Consider the following 18,821-nt stretch of genomic DNA (forward strand, 5'->3'; position numbering starts at 1 on the left):
AAGCCGCTTTAAGTGAATCATGGGTAGCCATGTCGGGCACGGTGGCCGCCAGTGGCGGGAGGGTGTGGATGGAGCGGGAGACGGTGGCCGCGGGGCGGTCGCGCCGGCCGCGCGGGCGCCGCGGTCAGATCCTGGCGGTGGCCGCCGAGCAGTTCCACCGCCGCGGCTACCACCAGGTGGCGATGGCCGAGGTGGCGGCCGCGGTCGGGATCACCGCGCCGGCGCTGTACCGGCACTTCCGGGGCAAGCCCGAACTGCTGCGCCAGGCGGTCCGGTCCGGGGTCCTGGAGCTCTCGGCGGCGGTGCGCGCGGCGACGCTGGCCGCGGAGCGGCCCGGCGCCGGCTCGACCGGGCCGGGTGAGCTGGCCCGGGCGCTCGCCACCGTGGCCGTCGACCAGCGGGCCCTGGGCACCCTCTGGCAGCGCGACGCCCGGCTGCTGCCCGCCGCCCAACGGGCCGAGCTGCGGCGGCTGTTGCGCGCCGACGCCCGCTCGGCGGCCCGGGCGGTGCGCGCCGCCAGGCCGGAACTCGAAGCGCGGCAGGCCGAGTTGATCGCCTGGGCGGCCTTCTCGGTGGGGGCCAGCCTCTCGTACCACACCTTCGCGCCGCCGCGCCGACGCTTCGAGCGGCTGCTGGCCGACCTGCTGTTGGCCCTCTTCTCGGTCGAACTGGACGTTCCCTCAGACGGGTTGGGCCCCGGGCGGGGTGTGCCGGTCGTCCAGCCGGCCGGACGCCGCGAGGAACTGCTGGCGGCAGCCGTCCGGCTCTTCCACGAGCGCGGCTTCGACAACGTGAGTACGGACGAACTCGGCGCCGCCGTCGGGATCGCGGGGCCGAGCCTCTACAAGCACTTCCCCGCCAAGAGCGACCTGCTGGCCGCCGCGCTGGTGCGCTGTCGCGAGCGGCTCTGGCACGAGGTGCAGAGCGCGCTCTGCGGCGCGGACCGGCCCGAACGCGCGCTGGCGGCCGGCCTCGCCGCCTACCTGGACTTCGCCTGCTGCCACCGCCACTACCTGGGGGTGATGGTGAGCGAGACCGAGCGGCTGGCCGAGCCCGACCGCAAGGCCGCGCTGGACTTCCGGCGCGACTTCCTGCGGACCTGGGTGCACCTGCTGCAGCAGGTGCACCCGCAGTGGGACCGGGCCGAGGCCCGGATCCGGGTGCACGCGATGTTCGCGCTGGTCAACGACGGGGTGCGGAGCAGCCCGTGGTCCGCGGTCGGGCAGAGCGCACCGTGGCTGGAGCGGTTGGCGCGCGCGGTGCTGGGCCTTTCGTAGGCCTCACGCACGCCGCCTCGCCGTTGGTCGCCACCGGTGGCGACCAACGGCGAGGCGGCCGGTCGGGTCGGATCAGCCGGCTGCCGGCACGTAGTGGACCGCGTGCAGGAAGTCGAGGTTGCCCTGCAGCGCCGCCACCCCACCGGAGTTGCCGGCCACGCCGGTGGTGTTGTTCTGGTTGCTGCCGCCGGAGCCGGTGGCCGTCTGCTGGGCGGCGTTGCCGTTGCCGGTCACACTGCCGACCACGTTGCCGGAGCCCCAGTTGCTCACGACGCTGCTGTTGGAGCCCTGCGAGGCGCCGGCGCCGTTGTCGGCCTGCGCGCTGCCGATGCCGAGGACGAGGAACGCGCCGAGGGCGGTGAGGGCGGTGAGGGCACGGGTACGGGACACGATGGTCTCCCTAGGAGTACTGGTGGTGCTGCGAGTTGGCGTGCGCGAGGTGGCCGCCCCGGGTCGCCGATGACTGACGTCGCGCCCTCAGCATCACCCGGCGGACCGGTCATCTGCCAGAGATCCCGGGCCAATTCGCTCGATGGGGTCACAATGGGTCGGTATCGCCCGAAGAAGGTTTGAACCCCATCGAAACGCCCCGGATCGGACCCCCTCTTCCCGGGTCGAAACCGGTTGGTCCCACGATTGTCAGACTGGCAGACTGGGGCCTCATGTCTGAAGGTCAGGAGAACCTGCGCACCACCGAGGTCGACCTGGGCGGCCTGGTGAGCGTCCTAGCCACCCACCTCTACTCCACCCCGCTGGTCGCCCTGCGCGAACTGGTCCAGAACGCGCACGACTCGCACACCCGGCGCCGCCTCGAGGACCCGGCCGGCGCGGCCGGCCACGCACCGCGGATCACGGTGCGCGGCGACGTGGCCCGGCGGACCGTCTCGATCGAGGACACCGGAGCCGGCCTGACCGAACCCGAGATCCACGCCTACCTGGCCACCGTCGGCACCGGCTACACCCGGCTGCTGCGCGAGGTCACCGGCAACGAGGAGCTGATCGGCGCGTTCGGCCTCGGCTTCCTCTCCGCCTTCTCGGTGGCCGAGGAGGTCACCGTCACCACCGTCTCGCACCGCGAGCCGCAGCTCTGCCACCGCTACCGCAGCCGCGGCGGCGAGCAGTACAGTGTCGAGCCGGCGCCGCCGCGCCCGAGTCCGGGCACCGTGGTGGAGCTGACCCTCAAGCCCGAGCACGGGCACCTGGCCGACGAGCAGGCGCTGCGCGAAGTACTGGGCCGCTACTGCGTGTTGCTCACCGTCCCGGTCCACGTCGGGGACGACGAGGAGCCGGTCAACCACCTCCTGGTGCCCTGGCGCGAGCCGGTGCCCGAGGCCCGGCAGTACGCCGCCCGCATGGAGTTCGCCGCCGCCTTCGGGCGCCGCTTCGAGCCGCTGACGGCCTTCCCGTTCCAGCCGCTGGACGGTGGCACGGACGCGATCGGCCTGCTCTGGGTCCAGGACGGCGGCAGCTACGGCAGCAGCGACAACCGCGACCTGGCGGTCTACCTGCGCGGCATGCTGCTCGCCGACGACGCCCGCGACCTGCTGCCCAGCTGGGCCGGCTTCATCGGCGGCGTGGTCGAGTCCAACCGCCTCACCCCGACCGCCAGTCGCGAGGACCTGCAGCGCGACGACCACTACCGGGCGCTGCAGCAGGCACTCACCGACGCCGTCGTCAACGGGCTCTACGAGACCGCCCGGCTGCGCCCCGCCGCCTGGCGCCGGATCCTGGCCCGGCACGGCCAGGACCTGCTGGGCGCCGCGCTCTGCGACGACCGGCTCTTCACCCTGCTCGCCGACGACGTCCCGGTGCCCACCTCGCAGGGGGACCTGACGGCGGGCGCGCTGCGGGCGGCGGGGCAGGGCGCGGTGCACGTGGCGCTCGGCTCCGGCGGCGGCTTCGAGGAGATGCTCTACCGGGCCATGCAGGTGCCGATCGCCCGCGGCGACCGGTACGCGGTGCTGCCCTTCCTGCGCCGCTACGCGCAGCTGCGCGACTGCCGGATCGTCGAGCTCGGCAGCGAGAGCGGCAACCGCGAGCTGTTCCGCGACCCGGAGCGCCCGCTGCCGGCCGAGGAGCTCGGCTGGCTGACGGCGGCGCTCGCCGAGGAGGGCGAGCAGCTGGTGCCGGCCCGGTTCGACCCGCCGGCCCTGCCGCTGGTGCTGGTGCCGGACCGCGAGGCGGAGCTGAAGGCCCGGATCGAGGACGACCAGGCGGACGCCCGGATCCCCTCCGCCGCACTGCGGCTGGCCCGCGCCTTCACTGCCCGCACCGACGGCACGGTCCGGGCCCGGCTCTACCTGAACACCGCCTCGCCCGCCGTCCAGGACCTGCTGCGCGCCTACCGCGGCGGGCACACCGGCAGCGCCACGGCGGCGGGGCTGCTGCGCTCGCTCAAGGTGATCATGGCCACCGCCGGGTCGGCCGGTTCGGCCGGTCCCGCGGGCCCGGGCGGCGGGGACCTCGGCGCGGCTCTGGCCGGCATCGGCACGGCGGTGGCGGCGCTGACCGCGCCGGTCGTCCCGGTGCCCGACACCGGGCAGGACGCCCTCCCGGCGGACCTGCGGACACTGTTCGACGACGACGAGCGAGGGGGGAGCACCCGATGAGCACCGACATCTGGGGCTGGGTCCACGAGACGCACAGCCGGCTGTCCGACTCCGGCCAGCACCGGCTGGCCACCGCGCTGGTCGAGATCGCCGGGCACGCCGTGGACGGGCGCAACGAGCAGCTCGACGCGATGTACCCGGAGGCGCTGGCCTCGGCGCGCGCGCTGAACCTGCCGTGGGTCGAGGTCTTCCTGCGGCACTGGCGGCTGCAGAACCTGCTGAACAAGCGCCACCAGGGCGAGCGGGCGATGACCGAGGCGGTCTCGCTGCTGGAGTTCGCGCACCGCGAGGAGACCGCAGGCTGCCCGCAGTCGGTCTGCGCGGTCCAGGACTTCACCATCTGCCACGCCAACATCGACGGCCCCGGCTACGTGCCCGAGCGGCTCGCGGTGCTGGAGGAGACGCTGGCGCGCGTCGAGCCGGCCCGGGCCTGCTTCGACTGCCTCTCGCGCGAGTACGCCGACACGCTGGAGGACGACGGCCGGGCCGAGGCGGCGCTGGCGCACCTGGACCGGGCGCAGGCCCGGATCCAGGCGGCCGGCGAGTCGGTCTCGCTGGCCTTCGGCCACGCCCGGGCCTCCGCCTGCTACCGGCTGGGCCGCTACGAGCAGGCGCTGACCGCGCTGGCCACCGCCGAGCGGGCCTACACCGCCGCCCGGCACACCCTGGACGAGGACGACCTGCGCAAGCTCGGGGTGCACCGGGCCCGCGCGCTGGCGGCGCTCGGCCGCTGGGACGAGGCGCTGGAGCAGCTGCCGGCGGCCGAGGCGGCCGAGGAGTACGCCGACATCCGGCACCGCTGGGCGGACGCCGTCGAGCGGCTCGTCGCCGCCGACCGCTACCCCAACGACGCCCGGCTCGGTGCCCGGCTGGCGGGCTGGGTCTCCTACCTGGACACCGCCGGCTCGCACCGCCCGTGCGTGGACCTGGTGCTGGTCGCCGGCCGGCTGGCGGTGCGCCGCGGCGCCCGGCAGGTCGCGCTGGCGCTGGTGGCCACCGGCGAGCGCAAGCTCGCGCTGCTGCGCCGCACCGACACGGTGGCCGGGCCGCTGGCGGAGCTGACCGAGGCGGCCCGGGCGCTGCCGGTACCGGTGCTGCCGGTGCCGGCCGCCGAGCTGCTCGGCTGGTTCGGCGCCCGCGACGAGCGGGCGGGTGGGCAGGAGGGCGACGGGGCGCCGGCTGATCAGCCCGTCGAGGCGGACCTCGACCTGCTCGCCGCCGCCTGGACGCAGCTCACCGCGGGCCCGGACGGCGCGGCGCCGAGCGGGGCCGTCCCCGCCGGTGCCGACGGTGCGGGCGGTGCCGACGGCGCCGAGGTGGCCGCCACCGACCTGCTGCTGAACCTGGCCGGCCTGCTCGCCTCGCTGGGCCACGAGCACGCCTCCGCCGAGCTGCTCTGGGCCCGGCTGGACCGGGATCCCGGTCACGAGGAGCTGGTCGGCATGCTGACCTCGGTGCTGATCGAGGCCGCCGACGCGGACGGCGTGCGCCGGCTGGCCGGTCGGGTCGCCGCGGACCGGCCCGCCGACGCGCACTGGATCCGGGCCCGCTGGGCGCTGGCCGAGAGCCGCTGGGCGCAGGCCGTGGAGGAGTGCCAGGCGCTGCTCGCGCTGGAGCCCGACCGGATCAACCCGCGCCGGCTGGCCGCCTCCGCGGCCACCGAGCTCGGCGATCACGCCACCGCGCAGCGGCTGTACCGGGAGCTGCTGGAGCACGCGCTGCCCACCGAGGGAACACCGCCGGAGCTGCGGTACCGCACCGTCCAGCCGTCCGACCTGTGGCACCTGATCACCGCCGCCACCGCCAACCGGGACTGGCCGGCCGTCCGCGAGGTCGGCGCCCGGCTCGGCATCGAGTTCGACGAGCCGCACGGCCCGGTCGACGAGGAGTGGCAGCTGATCACCGTCCGGGCCCGGCGGACCAACGGCGCCACCACCGACCTGCCGGCCCTGCGGACCGGCCCGGCCACCGCGCGGATCCTGCCGGTGCTCGGCGAGGACGTCCCGCTGAACCACCGCGACCTGGTGGTCTTCGCCCCCGCGCTGCTGGAGCCGGAGCCGGCCGAGGACGCCGGCGAGGAGGAGCGCGCGCGCTGGCGTCCCACCTTCGAGCTGCTGACGCTGCTCGACCCCGCCGGGTACACCAGCTACTGGATCGACGGCGGCTGGCCCGGCCCGCAGGCCTGGGACGAGTTGCGCACGGCGCTGGACGCGGCCGGCTACGGCGTCTGGGCCTACAGCGGCAGCCAGTACCTGATCACCGATCCGGCGGACGAGGACGGCGCGCTGCGCGGCCTGTACGCGGCCGTCGGGGTGCCGCCGACCGCGTCGGCGGCCGAGGCGGACGCGCTGCTGACCGAGCTGACCGCGTCCTGGCCGCACCCGCTGGCCTGGCTGGACCTGGCGACGGCGGCCGGCGCCGACCCGAAGCGGCACGAGGAGGTCGTGGAGCGCTACGGGCTCTGAGTCCCGGCTGCGCCCGCTCGCAACCGCGGTGGCGGGCGATACCGGCAGGACCGGGGCTCTTCACCGCCGGACGGTGTCGCCCGCGGTCCGACGGCCGTATCGTCTGCTCGCCGGACCTGACGTCCGGTCGACCTCCGCGGCCGGTCCCCGCCGACCCGTACATGTGCGGGTCGGGTGGGCATCAGGCAAGGTGGAGGCGAAGATCACGAGCAGTGGCCGGGCCATCCCCGGGCGGTAGGGAGCGGCAGTGCCAGAGCGGGGCCGGCCGGGCGATCATGGGAGAGCCGGCCGCGGGAGCGGTGACGACGACCGCGGTGACGACGCGCGGGACGACGCGCGCGGCGACGGCCGGGACGACGCGCGTGACGATGACCGGGACGACGACGCGACGGGAGCCGGTGCGCCGGGCCCGGCCGCGGGCTCGCCGCGGGAGGCGGTGGCGCCGGGCGAGGCCCCGCCCACCGAGGGCCTGCTCTCCAACGCCGCGCCGCCGCCGGACCAGGTTCAGCTGATCCCGCTGGCGCCGCTGCCGCTGGAGACCGAGGGACTGCTCGGCCAGCCCCCCGAGCCGCCCCGGCCGCCCGCCCGCGCGGCCGAGCAGGCCGGCGCCGCGGTGGAGGAGCTGGGCCGGGAGGCGGTCGGCGCGGTCCACTCCGCGGACACGGGCCGCCCCGCCGGAGCCGGCCGCCCCGCCGGAGCGGGCGAGCACGTGCAGCGCGCCGACGAGCCGACCGAGGAGTTCGAGGCCTTCGCCGAACTCGGCGGCGGCTCGGAGGACACCCTGACCCCCGAGGTCTGGCGTGCCGTGGGCTACCACCCGCCCAAGGGCATCGCGGTCCCCACCCTGCAGCCCGGCGCACCCGGCGCCGCGCCCTGGCCGGACCGGATGCGCACCCTGCTGCGCACGCCGATGTCCGAGCGCCCGGCCTTCGAGCGCACCCCGCGCGAAGCCAAGTCGGAGGCCACCGCGCGCAACGTGCCGCGCGTGCTCGACCTCACCCTGCGGATCGGCGAACTGCTGCTGGCCAGCGGCGAGAGCGCGGAGGACGTCGAGGCGGCGATGCTCGGCGTGGCGCACGCCTACGCGCTGGACCGCTGCGAGCCGCAGGTGACCTTCACCCTGATCTCGATCTCCTACCAGCCCTCCCTGGTGGAGGCGCCGGTCACCTCCGCCCGAGTGGTGCGCCGCCGGACCTCGGACTACACCCGGCTGGCGGCCGTCTACCGGCTGGTCGCCGACATCACCGCCGAGCAGATCACGGTCAACGACGCCTACCGCCGCCTCGCGGTGATCCGCCGCAACCGCCACCCCTACCCCGCCTGGCTGCTCTCGGTCACCGCGGGCCTGCTGGCCGGCGCGGCCACCTTCCTGGTCGGCGGGCAGGTCGACGCCAAGGCCTGGCTGGTCTTCGCCAACGCCGTGGTCGCCGCGATCATCGGCGACCGGCTGGCCTCGCTGGTGGCCAGCCGCGGCCTGCCGGAGTTCTACCAGTTCGTGCTGGCCGCGATGCCGGCCGCGGTCTGCGGGATCGTCCTGTCACTGAACAGCTCCGGGCTGCGCGGCTCGGTGGTGATCACCGGTGGCCTCTTCGCGCTGCTGCCGGGCCGGGCGCTGGTGGCCGCCGTGCAGGACGGCCTGACCGGCTTCTACATCACGGCCGCCGCCCGGCTGCTGGAGGTGGTCTACCTGGTGGCCGGCATCGTCATCGGCGTGATGCTGGTGCTCTACGCGGGCGTCAGCTACGACGCCCAGCTGCGGCCGGCCGAGACGCTGGTGGGCGTCTACAACCCGCCGGTCCAGCTGGTGGCCGCGATGCTGCTCACGCTGGCGTTCGCGATGCTGCTGCAGACCGGGCGGCGCACCCTGGCCATGGTCACCCTGAACAGCGGGATCGGCTGGTCGGTGTACGGGGTGCTCGCCTACAACGCCACCCTCTCGCCGATCGTGGCGACCGGGATAGCGGCCGGGGTGGTCGGCCTCTTCGGCCAGCTGATGGCCCGCTACCGGTACGCCTCCGCGCTGCCGTTCGTCACCGCCGCGCTGGGCCCGCTGATGCCGGGCTCCGCGCTCTACCTCGGGATGCTCGCCTTCGCGCAGGGGCACCCGTCGGCCGGCCTGGTCTCGATCAGCCGGGCGGCGGCGCTGGCCATGGCGCTGGCGATCGGGGTGAACCTCGGTGGCGAGGTGGCCCGGCTCTTCATGAAGGTCCCCGGTCCCGGCGCCTTCCCGGGCGCGGAGAGCAGACTGGTCCCGTACCTCACGGCGCCGCGCCGCGCGGCGAAACGCACCCGTGGGTTCTGATCCGCCGTTAGCCCTGTGCACCCGCTGATCCGGGACGCCGCGCCCGCCGGCCCCCGCCGCCGTCCGCCGCCCCCGTCCCCCGTCCTGTCCCGTCCCCGCCGTCCGTCGCAGCACCCGCAGCACCCGAGGAAGTAGTTCCGCTCATGCAGATCGCCGGCCTGGTGGAGGGCTACCGCGAGCACATCGTGCTGGCCCACAAGCAGCCGCTCTTCCTGCTGCTGGTCGGGTTCATCACCTCCTTCGTCCTGATCCGCTTCAGCGTGCGGATGATCCGTGCCCAGGTCCGCTGGTGGCCGGGGAACATCACCCCCGGCGGGCTGCACATCCACCACATGGTCTTCGGCGTGGGCTGCCTGCTGGTGTCGGGCATCGGGGTCTTCGCGACCGACGGCGGGCACCCGTGGATCGACTGGTTCGGCCTGCTCTTCGGGATCGGCTGCGGCCTGGTGCTGGACGAGTTCGCGCTGATCCTGCACCTGGAGGACGTGTACTGGAGCGAGCAGGGCCGCAAGTCGGTGGACGCGGTGATCCTGGGGATCCTGGTGACCGCGCTGCTGCTGACCGGGTACGTCCCGCTGGGGCTGGTGCCGGGCCAGAGCTCCTCGGAGAGTTCGGGCGGGCGGTGGGGGCTGGTCGCGGTGATCTCGTTCAACGCGCTGATGTCGGTGGTCGCGCTGCTCAAGGGCAAGCTCTGGACCGGACTGCTCGGCATCATGGTGCCCGGCCTGTCCTGGATCGGGGCGGTCCGGCTGGCCCGGCCGAGCAGTCCCTGGGCCCGCTGGCGCTACGCGGACCGCCCGCGCCGCCGGGCCCGGGCGGTCCGCCGCGAGCGGCTGCTGCACGCCCGGGCGGACCGGGCCCGCACCTGGATCTTCGACCTGATCGCGGGCGCCCCGGACAAGGTCCCGGCGCACCACACCGCCACCCACCGGGTGGCCGAGAAGATGGCGGCCCGGGCCACCGCGCACCTGGACGCGCGGACCGCCCGGCACGCCGAGCGCGGCTCGCACCAGCGCCGGCGCACCGTCCGGGCCGGCCGCGCGCGTTCCTACCGGACCCGTGGACCGCGCCGCCGCAACCCCTGATCGCCACGGACGTGACGCCCGCCGCCCGCCCGGCCGCGCGGTGGCCCTGGTGACGTTCGGTGCGGCCGGCGCCCGTGATCTCACCCGCACGGATGCACGGGGCTGGCGCTGATGCGCCGTCACATTTGAGAATATTAGGTTCAGTGACCGAATTGTCACGTCATGGGATAGTTGGCTGATCGCTGAACGGCGAGGTTCCCCTGGTGGTACGCAGACTTCTGCCCACGCTCCTGCTGACGCTGGCCGGCACGGCCGCCATGGCGCTGACCCCGATCGCCGGTCCGGCCGCGGCGCGGGTGCGGCCGGCCTCGGCGGCCCCCGCCCGGACCGCCCTGGCCGGAGCGGCCGTGGCCGCGGCGGGGCTGGTCCGGCCGGCCGACGATCCGCCGGCGCCCGGCGGCAACGCGCCCTCCCGCTTGGACGACGAGGTCGCCCGGGCGCGTGCCGAGGCCGACCACCGGGCTGTGGCCGCCGCCGGAATCGAGGCTCGACTAGCCGGTGCACGGGTGGAGTTGGACCAGGCCGGCCGAGTCGCCGAGCAGGCCGTCGAGGCCTTCGACGGTGCCCAGGTCCGGCTCGACAGGGCCAGCGCCGAGGCGTCCGCGGCCGCCACCCGTTCGGCGGCCGCGCAGGCGGCCCGGGCCGAGGCGGCCGAGGACGCGGCGAGCCTGGCCGCGGCCACCTACCGGCTGGGCACCACGTCGGAGCTGTCGGCGATCAGCGTGCTGCTGGGGGTCGACGGCCCGCGGGCCGCGAGCGAGCAGGCCGTCGCGGTGGGGGCGGCCGGTGCCACCAGCCGGGAGATCCTGGACGCCGCGACCTCCACCGCCGCGGCCGAGGCCGCCGCCGACCAGGCCGCCGCGGCCGCCACCGACGAGGCCCAGCGCGCCGCGATCGCCGTCGACCGGGCCCGGGTCGAGGCGCAGACCCGGCTGACGGCCCAGCAGGTCTCGGTGATCGACCTCGGCCGGCGCCGCGAGCACCTGCTCAGCGAACTGGCCACCGCCCGCCGGACCACCGTGGAGCTCGAACGGCAGCGGCAGGCCGCACGGGAGGAGGCCGCCGCCCGGCAGGCCGAGGAGGCGGCCAAGGCGGCTGCCGCGGCGGCAGCGGCCGCCGCCGAGGCAGCCGCCGCGAAGCCCCCGGCCCCGGACGCCACCGCCACCGCGGCGCCGAATTCGCCCGGTGCCGCCTGGTCCGAGGAGGGCGCCGGCGCCGCCCTGGCCTTCGCCCGCTCCAAGCTCGGCCTGCCCTACATCTGGGGCGGCGAGGGCCCGGTGGGCTACGACTGCTCGGGCCTGACCATGCTCGCCTGGCAGCAGAGCGGCAAGCGCCTCACCCACTTCGCCGCCGACCAGTACGCCGAGTCCACGCCCGTGACCTACCCCCAACTGCGCCCCGGGGACCTGGTCTTCTGGACCCACACCGGCCGGGCCGCCGACATCTACCACGTGGCCATCTACCTCGGCGACGACCGGATGATCGAGGCCCCGCGCACCGGCGTCCCCATCAAGGAGGCCAGCCTGTGGATCATGGGCCCGCCGGACTTCTACGCCCGCCCGTAACCGGCGCCCCACCCGGCCGTTCGGACCTGCCGCCGGCGTCAGTCGTCGAGCAGGGTCCACTGCTGGGGCAGGTCGGCGGCCAGCATCCCCTGGACGGTGGCGGGCGGGAAGTCCGGCCAGCTGCGGGTGACGTCGTGCCGGCGGTTCAGCCGTTGATCGAGGAAGCGCTGCCAGCGGATCAGCCCGTCGGCGGCGTCGGTCGGGCTCAACCGGCCCGCCGTGATGGCCCTGGCGTAGTCGTCCAGATCGAGGACGCGGTACGGGTGGTCGGGCGGGCCGACGATGGCGTCGATCCACAGGTCGTCGACCCGCAGGAGGTGGCCCTCGTCGTGCACCGCCACCAGGTCGCAGTACCACCAACCTCGTTGTTCCGGCGGGAAGATGACCGGCTGGTCGATCTGCACGCCGTGGTCGAGCAGGACGAAGGTGCGCTGGACGTGGTGACGACCGCCGTGCTCGAAACCCCAGTCGTAGGCGACGACGTCGCCCCGGCGCACGCCCACCGCCCGCAGTCGGCCGTCGCGAAGGACGGTCACGGGCGCGGGAGGGGGCGTCGTCTCGGTCACCGAGCCAGTATGGCGCCGGCTGCGGGAGCCCGTGCGGGGAAGCGGAGAGCGAGGAACTACGGTCCGGTGAGGGCACGGTAGCGCGCGTAGGCCTCTCGGGCGTCGGGTACGAAGGCCTCGCCACGGACGGCTTCGCGCAGTTCGTCCGCGGTCAGCCAGGCGTGCCAGGCGATCTCGCGGGGGTCCGGGGTGATGGCCCGGTCGATGGTGGCTTCGTGGAGGCCGAGCCAGTAGGGGCTGATCGCGCCCTGGCAGCGGAACTTGAGGACGAACCGGGCGGCGGCCCGGATGCCGAGTTCCTCGGCGAGCTCCCGGGTGGCCGCCGCTTCGTAGGACTCGCCGACGTCCACGGCACCGCCGATGAGCCAGTTGTACCGGCCTGGGAAGCGCGAGACGCCCTCGGGGCGCCGGTGCACCAGGATCCGGCCGGCCGGATCGCGGCAGACGGTCGTGGCGATCCGGTGCAGCCACCGGTTGCGGATGGCCTCGCCGCGGTCCACGACCGCCAGGACCCGGTCCTGCTCGTCGACCCGCTCCACCTGTTCTCCCATGGCGCCCACGATGCCAGAGGGCGCTGACGCGGCCGGCGTCGTCGGTGGGGGTCGCTAGCCTGCCGGGATGGTGACTCATCGGCTCAGCCGCAAGGAGGCACGGCGGATCGCCGTCGGTGCCCAACTCCTGGAGGCGGAGCGGGCGACCGACCTGCTCGCCGTCGTGCGGCACCTGACGTTGCTGCAGATCGATCCGACGGCGGCGGTGGCGCCGAGCGTGGACCTGATCGCCTGGAGCCGGCTGGGTTCTCAGTACCGGCCGGAGCAGCTCCGGCGGGGGCTGGAGGAGGACCGCACGCTCTGGGAGTTCAACGCGATGGTCCGGCCGATGGACGATCTGCGGCTGTACCTCGACGACATGCGCAACCGGTCCGGCGGTGAGCGGTCGCGCGCGTGGCTGGCGGCCAACGAGGGCTTCCGGCGTGACGTCCTGGACCGGCTCGGTTCCTGCGGCGCCCTGCTGTCCAGGGACGTTCCGGACACCAGCGCGGTGCCGTGGCCCTCCTCGGGGTGGACCAACGACCGCAACGTCACGCAGCTGCTGGAACTGCTGATGCTGCGCGGCGAGGTGGCCGTCGCCGGGCGCCGGGGCAGGCAGCGGCTGTGGGACCTGGCCGAGCGGGTGTACCCGGCGGACGCGGTCGGGGTGCCGGGACCGGAGGCGCGGCGGCTGCGGGCCGAGCGGCGCCTGCGCTCGCTGGGGATCCAGCGTCCGAACGCGGCCGGGAGCCCCGCCGAGCCGGGCGAGGTCGGCGAGGCCGGGCACCAGGCGGTCGTCGAGGGCGTCGCGGGCACCTGGCGGGTCGACCCCGCCGCGCTCGACCGGCCGTTCACCGGACGGACCGCGCTGCTCTCGCCGTTCGACCGGCTGGTGCACGACCGCGGGCGGCTGCGGGACCTGTTCGGGTTCGCGTACGTGCTGGAGATGTACAAGCCGAAGGAGAAGCGGCGCTGGGGCTACTTCGCGCTGCCGGTCCTGCACGGGGACGGCCTGGTCGGGAAGGTGGACGCGGTGACGGACCGCCGCAGCGGGACGTTCGTGGTGAACGCCGTGCACGAGGACGTCGCCTGGGCGCCGGCCGTGACCGAGGCGGTGCGCCGGGAGATCCAGGAGCTGGCCGCCTGGCGGCAGTTGCGCCTCGTCCCGGGGTGGCCCGGGTAACGAGGGCGACGCGAGGGGCCGGCGGCGCCGGCGGCTTCGGCGGGCCGCGCCGGCGGATCAGTGCGCGGCGAACCAGGCGGCGGAGAGCAGGTGGAGGGCGGCCAGGGCGCCGGCGGTGACGGTCATGCCGGTGATGCGGCGGGTGAAGCCGATCCGGGCGTCGGCGACTTGGGCCAGCCCACCGACCACCAGCAGGGCGACGAGGGCGCCGCGGTCGGCCACCGCCAGGGCGATCAGGGTGAGCAGGGCCAGCGGGACGGCGCGGGCGGCGTAGGCGAGCACGAGGTCGTCGGTGCCGCGGGTCGGGCTCTCGCCGGCGGGCAGCGCCAGCCGGGGGCGGGCCAGCCCGACGGCCGCGCTGACTCCGGAGAGCAGGGCGCCCAGGGCGTTGGCGGCGGTCAGGACCTGGGTGGTGGTGAGGACGGCGCTCATCTGTCTCTCCCTGAATCGTTCTGACTCTGAATGATGCAATGGAACGTATCATCGCGGGGCTGAATCGCGCCAGTGGCCACCTGCGGAGCCCGCCCGGCCCGCCCAGTCCGCGCGATCGGAGCCGTCGGGGTGGTCGGGGGCGGTCGGGGCGGGGAAAATCGGATGCCGGATTTGTCCCCACGGTCATACGGTGGGCGGATGAGCACCGAGACTTCTGCGAGCGTCGCCGGCATCGCGGCGGACGGAATCGAGATCCGCGCCATCACCGAGGCCGAGCTGGGCGCCTGGGGCAGTGCGGTGAGCGTCGGCTTCATGCGGGCGGGGCTGCCGGAGGGGCTGGAGAAGCGCCGGCTGCGGCTGGTCCCCGGGCGCACGCTCGGTGCCTTCGAGGGAGAGCGCTGCGTCGGCACCTTCCGCAGCTTCCCCAACCAACTCACGCTCCCCGGCGGCGCGCTGCTGCCGGTCTCCGCGATCACCGCCGTGACGGTGACCCAGACCCACCGCCGCCGCGGGCTGCTCAGCCGGATGATGCGGCAGGACCTGGCCGCCGCCAGGGAGCGCGGCGAGGCGGCGGCGATCCTGATCGCCGCCGAGTACAACATCTACGGCCGGTTCGGCTTCGGCCCCTCCACCCGGATGCACGGCTGGGAGATCGACCTCAACCGCGCCCGCGGTCTGCGGGCGGACCTGGCTGGCTCGGCGGGCGGCCGGCTCGACCTGATCGGCATGCCCGAGCTGCGCGGCGTCGGCCCGGCGCTGCACGAGCGCTGGCGGCGCGGCCAGCCGGGGGCGATCGCCCGTGACGAGGCCTTCTGGAAGACCTACACCGGTGCGGTGTCGGCGCCCGGCTTCGACTGGAAGGAGCCGTTCGCGGTCGCCCACCGCGATGCCGGCGGCACTCTCACGGGGCTGGCGATCTACGCGATCGAGGACAGGTGGGACGGCAGTTACCCCGACTGCAAGCTCGTGGTGAAGGACTTCCTCGCGCTGGACCGCCCGACCGCGGTCAGCCTCTGGCGCTACCTGTTCTCGGTGGACTGGGTGCGCTCGGTCACCGTCGAGAACATCGGCCCGGACGACCCGCTGCCGCTGCTGCTGGGCGATCCAAGGGCGGCGGTGCCGCACAAGGAGAACAACGACTTCACCTGGCTGCGGCTGCTCGACCTGGCGACCGCGTTCGGGGCGCGCAGCTACGCGGGGGCCGGCCGGGTGGTCCTGGAGGTCGCCGACCCGGACGGCTACGCGGCGGGCCGCTGGGCGCTGGAGGCGGACGCCGACGGGGTCGGGCGCGCGGTCGTCACGACCGACGAGGCGGACCTGGAGCTCGGCGTGGGCGCGCTCGGCTCGCTCTACCTGGGTGCGGAGTCGGCCTCACGGCTGGCGGCCGCCGGCCTGGTCACCGAGCGGCGGCCCGGTGCGGCCTTCGCGCTCGACCGGTTGGTCGGCACGCCGCTGAAGGCGTGGAACCCGGACAGCTTCTGACCCTTCGTCGGGTGGGGGCCCAAGGGGGTGGCCGGTGGCGCCGGCCACCCCGCCGGGGTCAGCGGATGGCTTCGAGGACGGTGGCGTTGGCGAGCCCGCCGGCCTCGCACATGGTCTGCAGGCCGTAGCGGGCGCCGCGCTGTTCCATGGCGTTCACCAGGGTGGTCAGCAGCCGGGTGCCGCTGGCTCCCAGTGGGTGACCCAGGGCGATCGCACCCCCGTGGACGTTGACCTTGGCCAGGTCGGCGCCGGTCTCCCGCTGCCAGGCCAGCACCACGGAGGCGAAGGCCTCGTTCACCTCGAACAGGTCGATGTCGCGCAGCTGGAGGCCGGCCCGCCGCAGCACCTTCTCGGTGGCCGGGATCACGCCGGTGAGCATCAGCAGCGGATCGTCCCCCGTCACCGCGAAGCCGTGCAGCCGGGCCCGCGGGCGCAGGCCGAGACGGGCGGCCGTCTCGCTGCTGGTGATCAGCACGGCCGACGCCCCGTCGTTGACCGGGCTGCTGTTGCCCGCGGTGACCGACCAGTCGATCTGCGGGAAGCGGGCGGTGAACCGCGGGTCCTCGAAGGCGGGGCGCAGGCCGGCCAGGATCTGCGGGGTGGTGCCGGGGCGCACGGACTCGTCGGCATCGACCGGGCCGTCCTCGGTGGGCACCGGCGCCAGCTCGTCGGCGAACCGCCCGGCCGCGTGGGCGGCGGCGGCCCGCTGGTGGGAGGTGGTGGCGAAGGCGTCCATCTCGTCCCGACCGATCGACCACCGGGCCGCGACGAGTTCGGCGCTGACCCCCTGCGGGACCAGCCCGCCGGGGTAGCGTGCGGCCACCCCCGGCCCGAACGGGTCGGCGCCGGGCGGCACGTTGGACCACATCGGCACCCGGCTCATCGACTCCACCCCGCAGGCGATGACGAGGTCGTAGGCGCCGCTGAGGACGCCCTGCGCGGCGAAGTGCACGGCCTGCTGGGAGGAGCCGCACTGCCGGTCGATGGTGGTGGCCGGCACCGACTCGGGGAACCCCGCGGAGAGCACGGCGTACCGGGTGGTGTTCATGGCCTGCTCGCCGACCTGGTCCACGCAGCCGCCGATCACGTCGTCGAGCAGGGCCGGGTCGATGCCGGTGCGCTCGACGAGCGTGCGCAGGGTGTGCGCGAGCAGCTCGACCGGGTGCACGCCGGCCAGCGCGCCGCCGGGCCGGCCCCGGCCGATCGGCGTGCGGACGGCTTCGACGATGACGGCGTCGCGCATGGGGGCTCCCGGGCGTCGAGTTGATTTGAAAATCAAACCTACTGGTCGGTACCGAGCGTAGCGCTAGCAGGTTTGAAAATACAACCTACTGAGGAGTGGGAAGGAGGACTGCCTGGCGGGCTGTCGGAGCCGGGTCGCCGGGGGTGCGATCAGGGCAGCGGGGTCACTTCGCGGTGCGGCCTATGGTCGGCAGGATGAAGTCCTGGATCAGCCCCTTGGCGTCCCGCACGATCGGGCGGAAGACCCGGTAGCGGGAGAGTCGGATGACCCGGGCCGCCATCGGCGTGGAGCGCCGGACGAACTCGCGGGTCCGCTCGGTGTCCGGGGTGCGGTCGAAGACCCAGTAGAGCACCACGATCATGAGGTGCAGCCAGAGCAGGTCGGGCAGCAGCTCGGCCAGCTCGGGATCGAGTTTCGGTGCCAGCTCCGAGCCGGACAGCACGTCGGCGAAGAGTGCGACCGAGGTGGCGCGGGCGGGGTGCGACTCGTTGGAGAACGGGCTCAGCGAGCTCGTCGGGTCGGCGGCGGTGCGGAAGAACTGGGCGGCGAACTCGTGGTAGGCCGCCGCGCAGTCGAGCCACGAGGTGAGCGCGCTCTCCAGTCGGGCGTCGAAGTCGACCTGGCCGCGCATGCGCTCCCGGGCGTCCGCCGCGTGCTCGTGGGTCATCCGGTCGTAGAAGCCCTGGATCAGGAACTCCTTCGACTCGAAGTAGTAGTAGGCGTTCCCGACGGAGATGCCGGCCTCGGCGGCGATGGCGCGCATGGTGGTCTTCTCGTAGCCGCGCTCCTGGAAGAGACGCATGGCGGTCTCCAGGATCAGCGCGCGGGTCTGCTCGCTCTTGCCGGTCTTCGGGCGCGCTCGACCCCCCGGGAGCTCGGCCGCCTCCACGGTCGCCGGGGCGGGCCTGTCCTCGCTGGGGCTGCTGCCCTTCTGAACGTCCACGGCTGGTGAGCCTACCCGGGCCGCTCACGGTGTCCGGCGGATCGCGTCGGCCCGGCCCGGCCACGGCCCGGCCACCGGCGGCCGGGGGAGCTGGGGTTGGGGAGATGGGAGCAGTGCGGCGTGGGTGGACCGGGTGCCCCCTCCGCACCCGGTTCGGCCCTCGCCGTACTGCCTCCACCTCCCGCGCCCCACCTGCCGCGCCCCACCTCCCGCGCTCGGCCGTCGGTGCTCAGACCGACGCGGGCGTGGCCCCCGGCGGCGGCGTGGCGCGGCCGCGGCGGGCGCCGGCGCCGCTCGGCACCGGCGACCAGGCGGTGTCCCGGCGGGCGCCGGGGCACCCCGGGGCCGTGTCCCGGCCGGGCGGCCGGTACTGCGGGCCGTGGGCACGGCCGACCGCGGTGCGGTCCATCGAGAACACTCCATCCATCGAGGAACAGATCGTTTCGAACGCGTTCAAGATCCTTGCGGGAGTGACTGTAGACCCATCGTTGAACGCGTTCAACTGCCTTCCCCGGGCCGGATCGCCATGGCAGGATCGGACCGTGAACGAATCGACAGCCGCTGCTCCGGCCACCGACGTCTCGATCCGGTCCGGCGGCACCGCCGACGCGGCGGCCGTCGCCGCGCTGCACGCCATGAGCTGGCGCAGCGCGTACGCCGGGATCGTGCCGGCCGAGATCCTGGGGGACGGGCTGGCCGAGGAGCGGTCCGAGCTCTGGAGCATCCGGCTCGGTGCCGACTACGGGGAGCCGACCAACACGCCGCAGCTGCTCGTGGCCGAGAACGCCGAGGGCGAGCTGATCGGCTTCGGCTACCTGGTCCCGCAGCCGGACGGCCGGGTGCTGCTGGACAACCTGCACGTCCGTCCCGGGCACACCGGGGCGGGGACCGGTGCGGCGCTGCTGCGCGCCTCCCGGGCCCGGGTGGCCGAGGTGTACGGGGGCGCCGAGCTCTACCTGGAGGTGCTGGCCGCCAACCACCGCGCGATCGCCTTCTACGAGCGGGCGGGCGGGGTCCGGACGCGCCGTGGGTATGCCGGGTTCCGCGGCGGCGTCGAGCTGCCGGAGTTCGAGTACAGCTGGCCGCGCGGGTAGGGCGGGCGGAGCGGCGGCCCGGGCGGGTCCGCTGGGGGTGAAGCG

Annotated in this window: 16 protein-coding genes; 9 read left to right on the forward strand and 7 right to left on the reverse strand. The window is 74.9% G+C overall.

Features of this window, described 5'->3' with window-relative positions; all coding sequences use genetic code 11:
- The first annotated feature begins 68 nt into the window (after positions 1–68).
- Positions 69–1,277, forward strand: a complete 1,209-nt coding sequence (locus ABD323_RS06045; RefSeq protein ID WP_344440056.1) for a TetR/AcrR family transcriptional regulator — start codon at positions 69–71, stop codon at positions 1,275–1,277.
- Positions 1,278–1,349: 72 nt separating this feature from the next.
- Here ABD323_RS06045 and ABD323_RS06050 read toward each other — a convergent pair whose 3' ends face one another.
- Positions 1,350–1,667: a hypothetical protein gene (locus tag ABD323_RS06050; RefSeq protein ID WP_344440058.1), complete on the reverse strand. Its 318-nt coding sequence runs from the start codon at positions 1,665–1,667 to the stop codon at positions 1,350–1,352.
- Between the two features lie 272 nt (positions 1,668–1,939).
- On the opposite strand from ABD323_RS06050, the gene ABD323_RS06055 reads away from it, so the two are divergent.
- The 5 genes from ABD323_RS06055 (at position 1,940) to ABD323_RS06075 (ending at position 11,303) form a co-directional block, all read left to right on the forward strand.
- A complete protein-coding gene (locus tag ABD323_RS06055; protein ID WP_344440060.1) occupies positions 1,940–3,886 on the forward strand; it encodes an ATP-binding protein in 1,947 nt (648 codons plus the stop codon).
- Positions 3,883–6,351 (forward strand): hypothetical protein, encoded by a 2,469-nt coding sequence (locus ABD323_RS06060; RefSeq protein ID WP_344440061.1) that lies wholly within the window; start codon positions 3,883–3,885, stop codon positions 6,349–6,351. Before ABD323_RS06055 ends, ABD323_RS06060 begins: the two co-directional genes overlap by 4 nt.
- Positions 6,352–7,060: 709 nt before the next feature.
- Positions 7,061–8,653 (forward strand): threonine/serine exporter family protein, encoded by a 1,593-nt coding sequence (locus ABD323_RS06065; RefSeq protein WP_425555873.1) that lies wholly within the window; start codon positions 7,061–7,063, stop codon positions 8,651–8,653.
- Positions 8,654–8,796: 143 nt separating this feature from the next.
- On the forward strand, positions 8,797–9,738 hold the full coding sequence (locus ABD323_RS06070; RefSeq protein WP_344440065.1) for a hypothetical protein: 942 nt from the start codon (positions 8,797–8,799) through the stop codon (positions 9,736–9,738).
- Between the two features lie 203 nt (positions 9,739–9,941).
- Positions 9,942–11,303 carry a C40 family peptidase gene (locus tag ABD323_RS06075; RefSeq protein WP_344440067.1) on the forward strand — a complete coding sequence of 454 codons (1,362 nt, stop codon included), beginning with the start codon at positions 9,942–9,944 and terminating at the stop codon, positions 11,301–11,303.
- Positions 11,304–11,341: 38 nt separating this feature from the next.
- On the opposite strand, the gene ABD323_RS06080 is transcribed toward ABD323_RS06075, so the two are convergent.
- Both ABD323_RS06080 and ABD323_RS06085 read right to left on the reverse strand, forming a co-directional pair.
- A complete protein-coding gene (locus ABD323_RS06080) occupies positions 11,342–11,869 on the reverse strand; it encodes a DUF402 domain-containing protein (RefSeq protein ID WP_344440069.1) in 528 nt (175 codons plus the stop codon).
- Positions 11,870–11,925: 56 nt separating this feature from the next.
- Positions 11,926–12,420 carry an NUDIX hydrolase gene (locus ABD323_RS06085; protein WP_344440072.1) on the reverse strand — a complete coding sequence of 165 codons (495 nt, stop codon included), beginning with the start codon at positions 12,418–12,420 and terminating at the stop codon, positions 11,926–11,928.
- 67 nt (positions 12,421–12,487) lie between these two features.
- Here ABD323_RS06085 and ABD323_RS06090 point away from each other — a divergent pair, with 67 nt between their 5' ends.
- Positions 12,488–13,582: a DNA glycosylase AlkZ-like family protein gene (locus ABD323_RS06090; protein ID WP_344440074.1), complete on the forward strand. Its 1,095-nt coding sequence runs from the start codon at positions 12,488–12,490 to the stop codon at positions 13,580–13,582.
- 57 nt (positions 13,583–13,639) lie between these two features.
- On the opposite strand, the gene ABD323_RS06095 is transcribed toward ABD323_RS06090, so the two are convergent.
- Entirely contained in the window at positions 13,640–14,014 is a 375-nt protein-coding gene (locus ABD323_RS06095) for a hypothetical protein (RefSeq protein WP_344440077.1), read from the reverse strand.
- Between the two features lie 198 nt (positions 14,015–14,212).
- On the opposite strand from ABD323_RS06095, the gene ABD323_RS06100 reads away from it, so the two are divergent.
- Positions 14,213–15,496, forward strand: a complete 1,284-nt coding sequence (locus ABD323_RS06100; RefSeq protein WP_344440079.1) for a GNAT family N-acetyltransferase — start codon at positions 14,213–14,215, stop codon at positions 15,494–15,496.
- Between the two features lie 58 nt (positions 15,497–15,554).
- Here the strand turns inward: ABD323_RS06100 and ABD323_RS06105 are convergent, their stop codons facing one another.
- From ABD323_RS06105 to ABD323_RS06115, 3 genes are all read right to left on the reverse strand, one after another.
- On the reverse strand, positions 15,555–16,739 hold the full coding sequence (locus tag ABD323_RS06105) for a thiolase family protein (RefSeq protein ID WP_344440081.1): 1,185 nt from the start codon (positions 16,737–16,739) through the stop codon (positions 15,555–15,557).
- Positions 16,740–16,902: 163 nt separating this feature from the next.
- Positions 16,903–17,628 carry a TetR/AcrR family transcriptional regulator gene (locus ABD323_RS06110; protein WP_425555874.1) on the reverse strand — a complete coding sequence of 242 codons (726 nt, stop codon included), beginning with the start codon at positions 17,626–17,628 and terminating at the stop codon, positions 16,903–16,905.
- A gap of 283 nt (positions 17,629–17,911) precedes the next feature.
- The gene (locus ABD323_RS06115; protein WP_344440086.1) at positions 17,912–18,091 is read right to left on the reverse strand and encodes a hypothetical protein; all 180 of its coding nucleotides are present in this window, start codon (positions 18,089–18,091) and stop codon (positions 17,912–17,914) included.
- Positions 18,092–18,224: 133 nt separating this feature from the next.
- On the opposite strand from ABD323_RS06115, the gene ABD323_RS06120 reads away from it, so the two are divergent.
- Positions 18,225–18,776 carry a GNAT family N-acetyltransferase gene (locus ABD323_RS06120; protein ID WP_344440089.1) on the forward strand — a complete coding sequence of 184 codons (552 nt, stop codon included), beginning with the start codon at positions 18,225–18,227 and terminating at the stop codon, positions 18,774–18,776.
- Positions 18,777–18,821 lie beyond the last annotated feature (45 nt).

The organism is Kitasatospora nipponensis, from assembly GCF_039528135.1.
Classification (GTDB): Bacteria; Actinomycetota; Actinomycetes; order Streptomycetales; family Streptomycetaceae; genus Kitasatospora; species Kitasatospora nipponensis.